Annotated in this window: 14 protein-coding genes; 11 read left to right on the plus strand and 3 right to left on the minus strand. The window is 26.1% G+C overall.

Annotated features, from left to right (window positions below; all coding sequences use genetic code 11):
* Window positions 1-2: 2 nt before the first annotated feature.
* From J3359_RS11735 to J3359_RS11765, 7 genes are all read left to right on the plus strand, one after another.
* The gene (locus J3359_RS11735; protein ID WP_208077051.1) at window positions 3-959 is read left to right on the plus strand and encodes a PorP/SprF family type IX secretion system membrane protein; all 957 of its coding nucleotides are present in this window, start codon (window positions 3-5) and stop codon (window positions 957-959) included.
* A 126-nt stretch (window positions 960-1,085) separates the two neighbouring features.
* Window positions 1,086-2,201, plus strand: a complete 1,116-nt coding sequence (gene gmd, locus J3359_RS11740) for a GDP-mannose 4,6-dehydratase (protein WP_208077052.1) — start codon at window positions 1,086-1,088, stop codon at window positions 2,199-2,201.
* Complete coding sequence (locus J3359_RS11745) at window positions 2,194-3,234, plus strand: GDP-L-fucose synthase family protein (RefSeq protein ID WP_208077053.1); 1,041 nt, start codon at window positions 2,194-2,196, stop codon at window positions 3,232-3,234. The genes gmd and J3359_RS11745 overlap by 8 nt, the downstream gene beginning before the upstream one ends.
* Before the next feature lie 230 nt (window positions 3,235-3,464).
* On the plus strand, window positions 3,465-4,769 hold the full coding sequence (locus tag J3359_RS11750; RefSeq protein ID WP_208077054.1) for an MATE family efflux transporter: 1,305 nt from the start codon (window positions 3,465-3,467) through the stop codon (window positions 4,767-4,769).
* 5 nt (window positions 4,770-4,774) lie between these two features.
* Window positions 4,775-5,827, plus strand: a complete 1,053-nt coding sequence (locus J3359_RS11755; protein ID WP_208077055.1) for a glycosyltransferase family 4 protein — start codon at window positions 4,775-4,777, stop codon at window positions 5,825-5,827.
* Between the two features lie 14 nt (window positions 5,828-5,841).
* The gene (locus J3359_RS11760; RefSeq protein ID WP_208077056.1) at window positions 5,842-6,891 is read left to right on the plus strand and encodes a hypothetical protein; all 1,050 of its coding nucleotides are present in this window, start codon (window positions 5,842-5,844) and stop codon (window positions 6,889-6,891) included.
* Between the two features lie 187 nt (window positions 6,892-7,078).
* On the plus strand, window positions 7,079-8,170 hold the full coding sequence (locus J3359_RS11765) for an O-antigen ligase family protein (protein WP_208077057.1): 1,092 nt from the start codon (window positions 7,079-7,081) through the stop codon (window positions 8,168-8,170).
* Here the strand turns inward: J3359_RS11765 and J3359_RS11770 are convergent.
* Complete coding sequence (locus J3359_RS11770; RefSeq protein WP_208077058.1) at window positions 8,118-9,221, minus strand: glycosyltransferase; 1,104 nt, start codon at window positions 9,219-9,221, stop codon at window positions 8,118-8,120. The two genes, J3359_RS11765 and J3359_RS11770, sit on opposite strands and share 53 nt — an antisense overlap.
* Window positions 9,222-9,273: 52 nt before the next feature.
* On the opposite strand from J3359_RS11770, the gene J3359_RS11775 reads away from it, so the two are divergent.
* Window positions 9,274-10,638 (plus strand): exopolysaccharide biosynthesis polyprenyl glycosylphosphotransferase, encoded by a 1,365-nt coding sequence (locus tag J3359_RS11775; protein WP_243765906.1) that lies wholly within the window; start codon window positions 9,274-9,276, stop codon window positions 10,636-10,638.
* Window positions 10,639-11,409 (plus strand): glycosyltransferase, encoded by a 771-nt coding sequence (locus J3359_RS11780; protein WP_208077059.1) that lies wholly within the window; start codon window positions 10,639-10,641, stop codon window positions 11,407-11,409.
* Here J3359_RS11780 and J3359_RS11785 read toward each other — a convergent pair.
* Both J3359_RS11785 and J3359_RS11790 read right to left on the minus strand, forming a co-directional pair.
* Entirely contained in the window at window positions 11,406-12,008 is a 603-nt protein-coding gene (locus J3359_RS11785) for a response regulator transcription factor (protein WP_208077060.1), read from the minus strand. The two genes, J3359_RS11780 and J3359_RS11785, sit on opposite strands and share 4 nt — an antisense overlap.
* Entirely contained in the window at window positions 12,001-13,839 is a 1,839-nt protein-coding gene (locus tag J3359_RS11790) for a tetratricopeptide repeat-containing sensor histidine kinase (RefSeq protein ID WP_208077061.1), read from the minus strand. Before J3359_RS11790 ends, J3359_RS11785 begins: the two co-directional genes overlap by 8 nt.
* Before the next feature lie 91 nt (window positions 13,840-13,930).
* Here J3359_RS11790 and J3359_RS11795 point away from each other — a divergent pair, with 91 nt between their 5' ends.
* Both J3359_RS11795 and J3359_RS11800 read left to right on the plus strand, forming a co-directional pair.
* A complete protein-coding gene (locus tag J3359_RS11795) occupies window positions 13,931-14,524 on the plus strand; it encodes a T9SS type A sorting domain-containing protein (protein ID WP_208077062.1) in 594 nt (197 codons plus the stop codon).
* Between the two features lie 20 nt (window positions 14,525-14,544).
* Complete coding sequence (locus J3359_RS11800; RefSeq protein WP_208077063.1) at window positions 14,545-15,285, plus strand: hypothetical protein; 741 nt, start codon at window positions 14,545-14,547, stop codon at window positions 15,283-15,285.
* The last annotated feature ends 137 nt before the right edge of the window (window positions 15,286-15,422 follow it).

The following is a 15,422-nucleotide window of genomic DNA, read 5'->3' on the forward strand; positions in this document are numbered from 1 at the left end:
ATATGAAAAAAATATATATAATAGTTATTTGTTTTATAACTAATTTTAGTCTTTTTGCACAAGAAAATAATTTGCCTCAGTATTTAAATTATATGGGAGACAATCCTTTTATGATTACACCAGCATATGCAGGTATTGGAACTGGGGTAAGAATACGAATTAACGGATTATCTCAATGGTTAGGGGTAAAAAATGCGCCAGACACACAATCTTTTTCCATAGAAACTAGAATTGCAGATCGCTTTGGTGGAGGTTTGGTTGTATTTAACGATAGAAATGGAAATACCACTCAACAAGGCGTAAAACTAACTTTTGCAAGTCATCTAACATTAAGTAGATTTAACGACAGTTTTTTATCTTTTGGTTTTACGTATAGTTACAATATGTTTAGAATAGATACAGGTAATTTTACTGGATCAGATAGCTCTGTTATAGACGATAGAGGTGTAAATTCCTCTAATTTCGACTTGAGTTTTCTATATCGATTTAATCATTATAGCGTAAGTTTAAATATTTCTAATTTATTAGACAAAGACGAACATACATTTACAAATGGAGAGCCAATAGTTACAAGAAGATATTCTCTTTTTAACTCTTACGTTTTTAATAAATTTTCTTATAATTACGAGTTAGAGCCTTCTATTTTAGTAGAATATTATGAAGCAGATAAAAGATCTAGAACAGATTTGAATGTGAAACTTAGGAGAAAAATGAATAATGGCTACGTGTGGGTAGGTTTGAGTTATAATTTCTTAAACGATCAATTTTTAACACCAAATAGCGTAGCTCCAATCGTTGGTATTAAAAGAGGAAACCTGTATGCTTCTTATGGTTTTGGCATAAATACAAATAAAACGCAAGCTTTTAATATGGGTTCGCATATGATTACTTTAGGTTTCGATTTTAAACAACGTCCAAGTTTAGCGAGATGTACCCAAAAATATTATATATTTCAATAGTAATACAAACGCTAGCTTGCAATTTTAACTCGTTTTAATTTTTTATCACTTATAAAATTAGATGGTTTTTACAACTAAAATCGTATGTTTGTATATCACTTTTTTTTTAAGAGAAAATTATTATAAATGAAGAAAATTGCATTAATTACTGGAGTTACAGGACAAGATGGAGCTTACTTAACAGAACTTTTATTAAAAAAAGGGTACGAAGTTCATGGAATTAAAAGAAGAGCTTCTAGTTTTAACACACAAAGAATAGATCATTTATACCAAGACCCACATATAGAAAACAGGAATTTGTTTTTGCATTATGGAGACATGACAGATACTTCTAATTTAATTAGAATCATACAAGAAGTAAAGCCAGACGAAATCTATAATTTAGCAGCAATGAGCCATGTGCATGTTTCTTTTGAAACCCCAGAATATACTGCAAATGTAGATGGTTTAGGAACTTTAAGATTGTTAGAAGCAATACGAATTTTAAATCTCGAAAAAAAGACAAAAATTTACCAAGCATCAACATCCGAGTTGTATGGTAAAGTGCAAGAAGTACCACAAACAGAAACCACTCCTTTTTATCCAAGAAGTCCTTACGGAGTTGCTAAAATGTACGCATATTGGATTACTGTAAATTACAGAGAAGCTTACAATTTATTTGCGTGTAATGGAATTTTATTCAATCACGAATCTCCAATAAGAGGCGAAACTTTTGTTACGAGAAAAATTACGAGAGCGGTTTCTAAAATTGCTTTGGGTTTACAAGAAAAAATTTATTTAGGCAATTTAGATGCACAAAGAGATTGGGGTCATGCAAAAGATTATGTACGAATGATGTGGATGATTCTGCAAGCAGACACACCAGAAGATTGGGTAATTGCTACAGGAAAAACCACAAAAGTTAGAGATTTTGTAAAAATGGCTTTTAAAGAAGTTGGTGTAGAAATAGAATTTAAAGGAGAAGGAGAGAAAGAAAAAGGATACATAAAATCGTGTTCTAATGCGGAATTTAATCTAGAAATAGGTAAAGAAGTTGTTGCGATAGATCCACATTATTACAGACCCACAGAAGTAGATTTACTAATTGGAGATGCCACCAAAGCAAAAGAAAAACTAGGTTGGGTTCCAGAATTTACACTGCAAGATTTAGTAAAAGATATGATGGAAAACGATGTGAAATTAATGAAAAAAGAAATTTATTTGAAGAAAGGTGGACACGATATTTTAAATAATTATGAATAAAAGCGATAAAATTTTTCTTGCAGGACATAGAGGTTTGGTTGGAAGTGCGCTTCTGAAAAACTTACAAGGAAGAGGTTTTAAAAACATTGTTACTAAAACGCATAAAGAATTAGACCTAACAAATCAGCAAGCAACTGCTAATTTTTTTGCAAAAGAAAAACCAGATTATGTTTTTTTAGCCGCTGCAAAAGTGGGTGGTATCGTGGCAAATAATACTTACAGAGCAGATTTTATTTATCATAATTTAATGATTCAGAATAATGTAATACACGAAAGTTATGTTTCTGGAGTAAAAAAACTACTGTTTTTAGGAAGTACTTGTATTTACCCTAAAAATGCGACACAACCAATTAAAGAAGATTCACTGTTAACAGATGTTTTAGAATATACAAATGAACCGTATGCAATCGCAAAAATTGCAGGAATAAAATTATGCGAAAGTTATAATTTGCAATATAGAACCAACTTTATTTCTGTAATGCCAACAAATTTGTATGGTCCTAATGATAATTTCGATTTAGAAAAGTCTCATGTTTTACCTGCATTAATCAAGAAAATTCATTTAGCAAAACTATTAGAAGAAGGAAAAAAAGATGCAGTTGTAAAAGATTTGGGTGTCTCTAATTTCGGTGAAGCTGAAACTGTTTTATCTAAATTCGGGGTTTCATCAGAAAATATAGAAGTCTGGGGAACAGGAAATCCAATGCGCGAATTTTTATGGTCGGAAGATATGGCAGATGCTTGTGTGCATATAATGCAAAATGTAGATTTTAAAGATTTAATTAAAGATAAAAAAGACGTTCGAAACACACACATAAATATTGGTACAGGAAACGATATTTCTATTAAAGATTTAGCGAATCTTATAAAAGAAATTGTTGGTTATAAAGGTAAATTTGTTTTTAATAAAGACAAACCAGATGGTACAATGCGTAAAGTTACAGATGTTTCTAAGTTAGAAAAATTAGGTTGGCAACATGCTGTAAAATTAGAAAAAGGAGTACAAATGATGTATGATTGGTATTTGAAATAAAATTATGCTAAAAAAATAATTTTAGATAACTTAATTATACTGAAAAACCTATCCTTTTTAACTTTATTAAATTTTTTTCTATTTTAGAGATTCTTATGTTTTCTCATAAGAATTGAAATTAAATAGCATTATTTCTAATAAAAACTTTAAATATAAAATGAATAGTAAAGAGATTAATATTTTTGATTTGGATAAAAAATATAATTTTTCTTAATTCTAAATATTAATAAATGAAAGATAAGATTAGAAAAACCTTGAAAAACAAATTGTTTCTACAAACTATTAAAGTTTTACTTTTTAGGGTTTCTGGTATAGTATTACTATTTGGCTTTACACTTTATCTTACAAATTTTTACCCATCAAATATCGTTGGACAGTACGATTTCGTTAGATCCGTTATTTTCTTATTTGGTAGTATATGTCTATTGGGTACAGATCAATCAATACTTTACTTTAAAGGAATTTTAGATAGTCAAGGTAGATCAAGCGAAATTCGTTCAGTCTATATTAAGATGATTAAGATAATTTTTTTTATATCTCTTAGTCTGTTTACCTTAATTTGCTTAGTAAAAGAATCGATATTTATTGATTTTTTTAGAGATGTAAATATTTACCGAATATTATTATATAGTTTTTCTTTATTATTTTTCTATTCAATATCAACTCTTAATTCAGAAGTAATGAGAACGTTGGATATGATTTCCATGTCTGAGTTATTTAGAAATATTGTAAAATATATTCCAGTATTCTTAGGTTCACTAGTTTTGTTTTATATAGATAAGAAAGAATTATTGATATATGTTTTTTTATTTGGTTTTGTTTTAATTGCGATGGTTTCATCTATTTTAATTTTTTGGAGATTTTCAAAATTAAAAAACAGAGAAATTAAAGGTAGTATAATAAGTACTAGACAAGTCTTTAATAAATCATATCCAATCGCAATTAGCAGTATGGCTTTTTTTTTATTACTAAGTATAGATGTTATGTTTCTTAAAAAATATAGAAATAATTCTATAGTAGCCTATTATAGTGTGGCAGTTAAATTTGTACTAATTATATCTATGATTATAAACGCAATAAATGTGAATGCCTCATCGAAAATTGCCGAGTTTTATAAAAATAATAATTTTTTAGAATTAAATAAACTTTTAAATAATTCTGCTAGAATTATCTTTTTGTTATCTCTACCTTTAATATTATCAATATTTTTATTTTCTGAAAAGATTTTGAGTTTCTTTGGAGAGAATTATATTGAGGCTAAATACCCATTGTTAATAATGGTTTTTAGTCAAGGTTTTTGTACTCTTTTTGGCTCAGTTACAGTATATTTAAATATGACAGGTAGGCAGAATATATTTAAAAATATTCTTTTGGGAGCAGTTATTATAAATTTCTTATTAAATCTAATTTTAATTCCAAACTATGGTATGGTTGGAGCTTCAATAGCTTTTAGCTGTAGCTTAGTTTTTTGGAATATTTTGTCTGCAATAATTATATATAGAAAAGATAATATAAAAATCTTTGCTAAGTTTTAAGAAATATGGAAAAGGTTTTAATTCTATCATTAGGAAGAACTGGTTCGCTCCCAATTTATGGAGAGGAAATTGCAAAAAAAATTAAAAATCAAAGTTTTGATATTCTAATTTCGAAGAATAGGTTAATTAAAAATAAAATACCAAACTCAATAGAGATAAAAACTTATACAAATAAAATTACTTTTCTTTTAAATACTTTTTTTTATTTACCAATAGTACTTCTCTTATTAAGTCCTAAAATCATTAAAAAATACAATACCTTATATCTTCCTTATCAACATTTGTGGGACTTTCCTTTTATTTTTCTATTTAAAATTTTAAATAGAAAAATAGTATTTACAATTCACGATGGTGTTTTGCATGCTGGAGAAAGAAATATTGTCTCACAAAAAATGACTAATTATAGAATAAAAAAAGCTTCAGAAATTATTTATTTAACCTCATATGTTAAAGGTCTTGTAGAGAATGAATTAGGATATTTAAAAAAACATCATATTGTACCACATCCAATTATTGAAAATAAATTTTTTAAAAAAAACACAAAAATTAGAAACACAAAAAATCTTCTTTTTTTCGGAAGAATTGATAAATATAAAGGTGTGGAAATGTTAATTGATGCGGCTCAATTATCAAGCAAAAGTTTTGATAAATTGATAATAGCTGGGAAAAGTCAATATTACATAAATTTTGTCGACACTAATCAAATTAGTTTAATAGATAAGTATCTTTCCGAAAAAGAAATAGGAGAATTACTCAGTTGGGCAGATGTATTAGTTTTACCCTATAAAGAAGCTTCCCAATCTGGTGTTATTACATTAGGCATATTTTGTGAACTACCGATGATTTGTACGAATGTAGGTGGTTTTACAGAACAGCTAGAAGACGATGAGTGTATTTGGTGCAACCCTAATACAGAGAGTATTTCGAAAGCAATAGATACAGTCTTTAATGATAAGACGAGATATTATAGCATAAAAAACAAACTTAAACTTAAAAAACAAAGTTTAACTTGGGAGAAAATTGCTAGTAAAATAGAAGAAATAATATTTAAAGAATAAAAAATATAAAGATTTTGAAATCTTTTATAAACAAATCAAAATTAATTTTTTTTACACTATTTCTTTTAGGTTTAATAGTGAGCATTTTAGGTGTTTTTATTTTACCAGAAAGGTTTTTTTACGATACTGCTGTGCTCATAGAAGATAAACATAACGAAATAGGTTTAATTGGTAGTTATCCATTTACTATTTGGTTTTATCATATCACAGGTTTAAAAAATTTACATTTTGCTATCATAGGAGCTTTACAATACTCTGTCGTAATTTATATACTTTATAAAATAGGAATTCCAAAAAGATTTCAAATAGTTAATGTTAAAAATGTATTGGTATATTTAAGTTTTATTATACTCGCTGTATTTCTGTGTATGCCTAGTAAAGAGTTTATTAATTTCTTATATTTATCTATTATTGTTTTTATCCTACAAAAGAATATTATATTTTACAAAAAAATTATTTTTTGTTTGCTTTTAGTTTTCTTTTTTGGAATTTTCTTTAGACCGTATTTTATTTTGGTGGCAGTTTTAACTCCTATTCTTTTTTTAATTAATAAAGTAAAACTTAATAATAAAAAAACTGCTATTTTTTTTTATGGTCTTTTAGTTACAATAATGATGTCTTTAAGTTATGGTTTTTTAAAAGGAGAGTTTATGTCTCAATCATCTAGAGAATACATAAATAATATTAGAGATGGAGGTAAAGCAACAAACTCCGTTATTGTTTCTCCAGTAGATACTAACAAATGGTATGGTGAAACTGTAGGAATTATGTATGGTTTTTTTTCTGTTAATTTGCCATTAAATAGTTTTAAACATATATTTAAGCCACAAATAATAATGTTTATTTTTTGGCAGTTATTAATGTTATTAATATTATTAATAAGATATGATAAAACCTTAAAAAAGGGAACCTATAAAAATACGAGCCTTTGGGTTTTTAATATGGTTTTTTCATATTTTATGATTCAAGGTGTTTTTGAGCCTGATTTAGGCTCAGCTATTAGGCATAAAATGGGTGTTTTTCCATTAATTTATTTTATTTTGTACTATGATTCTTTCAGATAAAAAATTTGATAAAATTTTTCGATTATTTCTACTAGTAATAGCTTCAACCATTTTTTTTAGAAAAGTTTGTACCATTATAATTATTCTTTTTGTATTATTTAATTTAATTAATTACAAGAAAAATAATCTTAAGAAAAAACATGCTCTTTTTATTCTATTAATAGGCTCTCCGTTCATATTAGAGTTTTTGTTTTTTTGGAATAATAAAAGCTTTATAAATGGAATAAAATCTATAGAAAAAGTAGTAACTCTTATTATATTTCCTTTAATTATTGTTGGAAATTTTAAAAGAGTTAAATTTTATAAGCTTCTTCGAAGCTATACGATTATTTCAATTATAATAACATTTCTTTTATTTATTCGTTTTGCTATCATTTCACCAAAATTTTTCGATGTTTATTTAAAAGGTAAAGAGCTTTGGGAAAGTGGTTACGAGTTTGCAAAAAGTTTTGGGATGCATGCACCAGCGTTAAATATGCATTTGTCTTTTATATCGATTTGTTGCTTTTGGTTTCTAATAGAAGAATTAGCTGAAAGAAAAATAATTAAAACGAGTTTAAATTTACTTCTATTTGGATTAAGTTTTTTCTTAATTCTTATAGTAAATACAAGATTGGCTTTAATGGAAGTTTTCGTTGGAGTATTAGTTGTTATTCTATTAGAAGCTAAAAAAAGAGCTAATTTTAAAAAGATATTTATAGTTACATTCTCTACTTTTATTTTAATTGGAGTAATTTTTTCATTTTATTTGAAAAATAACCCTTATATGAAAGAAAAATATTCTAAAGTAACTTTTGCACATATGGATAAAATTGGGAATTTAGATAGTATAGAAAATCCAGAGTCAACTATTTATAACTCACTAGTAACAAGATTATCTATATGGAAAGCATCCTATGAAGTAGCTTCGGAAAATTTGCTGTATGGAGTTGGAGCAAGTGATAGTAATAACGAATTGTTTAATTATTATAAGCGTACAAATCAAAAATTTCTTGAAAGAAATCAATTCCCTCCTCATAACCAATTTCTAAACTCTACAATAAAATTTGGTTTTTTAGGTTTTATTGTGGTTTTTATTTATATATTTTTTATAGCATACTTGGGGTATAAAACAACAAATCCTGTGTTATTGTCTTTCTTTATTATTTTTTTACTATCAAATTTAGTAGACGATTTTTTAATACGTTTTGATGGTATTGTTTTCAGTGGCTTTTGGATTTCTATCTTTACAGCTTATTTTCTAAAGAACTTTCTAGATAAAGAGAGACCAATTGTTTAAAATTTTTTTTATTATCAAAATATTTTTTACACCTAACAAAACCATTCTCACCAATTTCAGCTCTTTTTAATTTGTCTTTGAGTAATAATACATATTTATCGATTTCTGTAATATTATTAAATAAATATCCTGTTTTTTCATGAAGAACAGCGTCTTTATTTCCAATTATATTAGTTGCTATAACAGGTTTTTTATGAGCCATTGCTTCTAAAACAGCAATAGGTAAACCTTCCCATAAAGATGTTTGCAAATATATATCTAATGTTTCTAAGAATTTTAGAACTTCTTTTTGCTCATTTAACCATCCTGTTATTTTTATATTTGGTGCGGTTAGTAATGATTTTAATTCTCCACCACCAATCCATAAAAAATTATAATTTGGATATTTTAGCGCAATATCATTAAATAACCTTGGATTTCTTGCTTCAGTAATTCTTCCAACTGTTCCAAGTAACAAAGTATTATTTGTTGGGGTTTTAACATTTGTTTCTTTTTCTTGAATGAAAACACCATTTCTAACCAATTTCGAGTTATTAATTTTTTTAGCTAATTTAAACTCTGAATCACCACACGCTATTGTTGTACTTTTAAAAATCTTTCCAGATATTTTTTCTATATAATAGAATATCTTCTTCTTAATTGGGGAAATATCTTTTCTAACAAAAGAATATCCATGTGGCGTATAAAATAATTGAATTTTATCCGCAATAAAAAAATTTGAAATTCTACCTAACACACCAGCTTTAGAAGAATGTAAATGAATTACATCTGGTCTTATTTTTTTAATAATTTTAATAATTTTTCGTGTAGATTTAAAATCTTCAATTAGAGAAATCTCTCTCTCCATTGCTATTTCAATCATTTTTACTTTATCAGGGAACTCTTTATCAATTATTAGACTATCAATTTCTTTTCTTTTTCCACTGTATACAATATAAGTTTTTATGTAAATGTTTTTATCATTTTGTATAAACTTAGTAAAATTTTTAAGATAGGTATAAATTCCACCACCAAAAGATTCAACAATATGTAATACCTTTGTTTCGTTCATTAAAAAAGAATTAATTTTGTTCCATTAAAATTAACATTATATTTAATAAATAGTGCATCAAATTAAAAAAAGATATTCAAAATTTGTAAACCCTTTATTATCAATTATTGATTTAGTAATCATTACTTTAATTGTATACTTAATTGGCGATAAGGAATATTTAAATAAATCTTTTTTAATTTATACCTGTTTTTTTTGGTTCTTTTCTGCAAAAGCTACAAGGTTTTATAATATAAATAGAAATACTAGACTCTTTCAATTGTTAGTATTACTAATATATCAAACGATTATATTTACTTTAGGTTATTTTACTTATTTTGGTTTTTTTAGAGAAGGAGAAATAATTTATAACCAAACTAAAATACTATTTTCTATTTTAATAACTATTTGGTTCTTTAAGATATTAACTTTTTATACAATAAGGTTATATAGGTCTAAAGGAAATAATTTTAGAAATATTGTAATATTAGGTAATGATTCTTCAACAAAGAAAATTAAAGAAGTTTTAGTTAAAGATAAAGATTTAGGATATAGGTATTTAGGCTTTTTTTCTAATAAATTAAAATCAAATAAAGAGTATTTAGGAACTATAAAAGATAGTTACCTATATATTTTAAATAATGAAGTAGATGAAATTTTTTGCTCTTTAAACGAAGTAAATGAAATAGATATAAAGAAAATAAAAAAATTTGCTAATAAAAATAACAAGATTTTAAAATTAATTCCAAATTCAAAAGAGATATATAATAAAGATTTAAGTGCAGAGTTTTATGGAAATTCTTTATTAATTTTAAATGTAAAAAAATTACCATTAGAAATTTCTGAGAACAGAATTTTAAAAAGATTTTTTGATATTATCTTCTCTATATTAGTTTGTTTATTTATTTTTTCATGGCTATTTCCAATAATTATTCTTTTAATAAGAATAGAGTCTAAAGGCTCTAGCATTTTTAAACAAACAAGAGAAGGTATTAATGGAGAAGAATTTCTTTGTTATAAGTTTAGATCTATGTACAAATCAAATTCACTTGACAATGGACACACAAAGAAAAATGATAATAGAATTACAAAGGTTGGTTCTTTTTTAAGAAAAACTAGTATCGATGAATTCCCTCAATTTATTAACGTTCTTTTAGGTCAAATGAGTATTGTTGGTCCAAGACCTCATATGAATATACACTCTTTAAAATTCGATAAGGAAGTTCGAAATTATATGAAAAGAAAATCTGTAAAACCTGGTATTACAGGATTGGCCCAAATAAGTGGCTATAGAGGCGAAATACAAAAAAAATCGGATATCGAAAACAGAGTTCGTTTAGATGTATTTTATATCGAAAACTGGTCTTTCATTTTAGACTTAAAAATTATTACTCAGACAACTCTAAATATATTTAGAGGAGATGAACAAGCCTATTAAATGAAAGAAAAACTAGACATAACAGCATCTATTGTTCTTTATAACGAAAATTTAGAAGAGTTAACAAAAACAGTTAATTGCTTTTTGAATATTCCTTTAAAAAAGAAACTTTTCCTGATAGATAATACGCCCAAAAAGAAATTTCAGAATATTTTTAAACACGAAGATATCACTTATATAGCGACTGGAAAAAATATTGGTTTTGGTGCTGGACATAATGTTGTAATAAATAGTATAAAAGAAGTTTCTAATTATCACCTTATTTTAAATCCTGATGTTTTTTTTGAAACAAACGTAATTTTAAATTTAATTAAAGAGTTAGAAGCTAATGATAGTTTAGCGATGATTGCCCCAAAAGTGTTGTTTCCAAATGGTAAGCACCAATATTCATGCAGAAGGTATCCATTAATTTCCGAATTGTTAGCAAGACGATTTTTTTTCTTAAAGTCTTTTTTTAAACAAGTAATTTTCAAAGGAACTTATAGAGATAAAAATTTAAATAAACCTTTTTTTGCTGAATATATAACTGGATGTTTTCATTTATATAATACAGAGGATTTTATAAAACTAAATGGTTTCGACGAACGTTATTTTTTGTATATGGAAGACGTAGATATTTGTAAAAAAATAGATGCCTTAGGAAAAAAGAAACTATATTATCCTAACGAAGAAATTGTACATGTACTAAAACAAGGTTCTTCGAAAAATATCAATCTATTTTTAAGACACATTTCCTCTGCAATAAAATACTTTTCCAAATGGGGTATTTAATTTGCAAATCCTAACATTAAAGCTTTTCTAACTAAGCCCGCATTTGTTTTAACTTGTAGTTTTAAGAATATGTTCTTTTTATGGGTTTCAATAGTCATTCTACTTAAAAATAATTCATTAGCAATTTCATCTACTGTTTTTTCTTTTGCGATTAAGGCTACAATTTCTTTTTCCCTTTTTGTTAATGAGCTTTTATTAATTGTTTCAATTGTAATGTCTGAATTGTTTTTAAAGTAAGCATTTCCATTCAAGACAATTTCTTTAATTGCTTTTATAAAATCTTCTTTACTTGAGTCTTTTAATAGAAATCCGTCAACCATATTATTAGAAATTAATTGCTGAAACATACTAACCACCAATATTTTTAAATTGGGATGTTTCTTTTTAATTTTCTCTATAAATTCCATACCATTCATGTTAGGCATAGAAATATCGGTAATTAACAATTCTATATCATTTATTTGAATTGCTTCTAATGCTGTTCTTGCATCTAAAAATATATCTACTATTTCTATATCTTTTTCTTTTTCCAACAATGCAGATAAGCCATCTAAAAATAGCTTATGGTCATCAACTAATACAATCTTTATTTTATGCATGGGGTATTTTTACCAAAATTAATGTCCCTTTATCAATTATAGATTCTATTTTTATAAAACCATTCATTTTATAAACCCTTTCTTTAATATTAAGAAGTCCAATTCCATCAACTTTATTTTCAACATTAAATCCAATTCCATCATCCTCTATAATTAAAGATAAATATTTTATATGGTTTGTAAATGAAAGGTCTATTCTTTTACATTTGGAATGCTTACAACTATTATGTATTAATTCTTGAAGAATTCTATATAAATGATGTTTTTTATTAGCGGTCAATTCATTAATACTATTTTTAGGGTAAATATGAATATTAATTTCAATGTTTTTAGAGATTTCAAACGTATTTTTTAATTCTAAAATTAAATGGGTAAAAGGAGTCTTTAAAATATAGTTAGCACTTAATGTGTGAGATAACAAGCGAACTTCATTTGTTATTAAAGTTATATTTTCTGTAACTTTTTTAATGTCTGTATTTTCAATATTAGAATTTACTGCCGTTAAAATATGTTTAATACCAGCTAACTCTCCACCAATTCCATCATGTAATTCTAAAGCAATTCTATTTTTCTCTTTTTCTTGACCCGCTAAAAATTGGTGTATTTTTTCCAGTTGTTTCTGTTTTTTCATTTTATTTCTGTAAAATAAGATGAAAACGGTTATTAAGATTAGAGTAGAGATAAAACTAATAAGAATATTCTTTTTTCTAACTTTAGCTACCTCATTTTCTTTTTCTAACAAAGCAATCTTGTTTTCTTTTTTTTCTACTTCATATTGTATTCTAATTCTTTCAAATTCCTTTTTCTTTTCAAGATTTAATATTTTTTCGTTCAGTTCTAAAAAAGCATCCAAATATAAATAAGCATCTTTGTATTTTTTTGAATGATAAAAAACTCCAGAAACTGTCCAATAAGCTTTCGATTTTTGATAATCATCTACATAAGAACCATATTCTTCAATCGCTTTTTTATATTTTTTAATCGCATTTTTCAAATCTCCTTTGCGCTCGTAATAAATTCCTAAAGAGATATTAATATAATGCAATGAGGATTTATCATGAATTTCTTCACTTAAAATTTCAGATTCTTTTAGATATTTAAGCGATTTTGGATAGTCATTTAAATACAAATAAAGATATCCTAGATTAGATGTTATAGTACTTTTAAGATAATTATTACGGCTACTATTTGCTAAATAATATGCTTTATTGTAGTAGACTAAAGAGCTATCTTTATTTTTCTCTAAACAAATAACGCCTAATATATTATATGCATCTGCAATTTCGTTTTTATAAATGCTATAATCTTGTTTTAGTGCTTCCTGTAAACTTTTTTTAGCATTTATTTTATCGCCAGTTGCCCAATACAATCTGGCAAGATTATTCTTTATATTAAAAACAACACTTTTTGAATTTTGATGAGCAAGTTTTAATGCTCTTTCATAGTTTTTTAAAGATTCGCTATAGTTATTTCTTCTTTTTTCAATAGACCCTAATAAATTGTATCTTTTAGCAAGTTGCTCTTTATCACTTATATCTAAGGCAAGAGTAATTGCGCTAGCATTATACATATAAGCACTATCCGTTTCTTTTTTTAAATAGAATATTTCACTTAAATTACTATAAGAAGTTAACAAAAGACTTTTGTCTTTAATTTTTTTACTTAAAGAAACAGCTATTGTAGCATTTTTAAGAGCTTTATTAAAATCGGTAAAAACTGTTTCGTTAAATTCTTGATGTAGCTTTATAAGCTCCTTTTTAGTTTGGGCGATTAAAGAAATACAGAAAAAACAACATACAGAAAAAACAAAAGGTTGTTTTACAAGTTTCAAGTAGTTGGACGGTTAAAATGATTAAAAAAAGATAAATATACCATATTTGTGGTATATATTAGAATTAAAAATAAACGCAAATTTGCAGAGTATGAAAAATTATAAAGAATTAATCCTATTCACATTATCTATTTTATTTAATGTAAAAATGTTTTCACAAAATGTTTCTTGCAATAAGACAGTACATGGGAAATTCACACATATTCATATGAATTGTACGAAAGATATATTGGTTACATCGTTGCCAAAAGATTCTAATGGAACCATAATTAGAGGTGTAATTACAACAACTGGAACTATTATTATAAAACCTGGCAATACGTTTGTAAGAATATTGGCGAATGGTGCAAAATCTAAAGGAAGTAATATACAAACACATACTACCAAGATTGGCAGTAACGGAAATGTTGGCGGTAAAGCATCTTTTAAAAAGAAGGTGAAATTAGTTAAAAACATAAATGTGTATCCAAATAAAATTAAAGACTTTCTAAACATTCGTGCAGATGCTACCAAGATAATAAGTTACCAATTGTACGATTTTCTGGGTAAAAACATCAAAAAAGAAAATTTAAAATATACAAATAAAGTTACAGTACCAGTTTCGGAAATTAAAAAAGGAATATACCTCCTAAAAATACAATTGGCAAACGGAACCCAACAAATAAAAAAAATCATTAAAAATTAATAGCCTTTAAAATTTATATTATGGAAAGAATTATAACAAGTTTACTATTATTAGTGTCGATTTCATTTTTCGGACAACAGATTTTGACCCAAAGCCAAGAAATTAGAACAGACGACCTATATTTTGGTGTTTCACAGACCCCATATAATTTTGGAACAACAATCCCTATTAGTGCTAAATTTGGAGCATGGAATACAAATACAACGTTTAATTATAATGCTGCTGGTACAGTTTTTAATAGATGGTTAGGTTCTGCAACACTATTTTCTAATGCTTATATTGGACAAGCATACAGTTCTACTTCTCCTAGTTTGGTAGGAATAGCTTTTGATGTATCAATTACAAATTCTAAAGGAGCAAAACCAATTAGAAGAATGTTTATTAGTCCTTATGGAAATATTGGCATTGGCACCCAAAACCCAGACGAAAAACTAACTGTAAAAGGAAAAATACATGCAGAGGAAGTAAGAGTAGATTTAAATGTAGCACCAGATTATGTTTTTCAAAAATATTATACAGGTTCTTCTAAATTAAATGATTCTTACCAAATGCCAACTTTAGCAGAGGTAGAAAAATTTACAAAGAAAAACCATCACTTACCAGAAGTGCCTTCTGCTAAAGAAATAAAAGAAAATGGATTACATTTAAAACAAATGGCATCTTTATTATTACAAAAAGTAGAAGAACTTACTTTATACACTATAGAGCAAGAAAAACGTATTAAAGCGTTAGAAAGTAAATTAGTAGAGAAGAAAAAATAGTTTTTTTAAAAAAATACACTATCATTAGAACTTTATGAAAAGAAGAGGCTGTGAGTTAGTCAAACAAGCAGCTTCTCTTCTTTAACAAAATTATTTTAAGTAAAATATTCTACTTAAAAAGGGTTGCTATTGCCAAT

The organism is Polaribacter cellanae (genome assembly GCF_017569185.1).
GTDB classification, from domain to species: domain Bacteria; phylum Bacteroidota; class Bacteroidia; order Flavobacteriales; family Flavobacteriaceae; genus Polaribacter; species Polaribacter cellanae.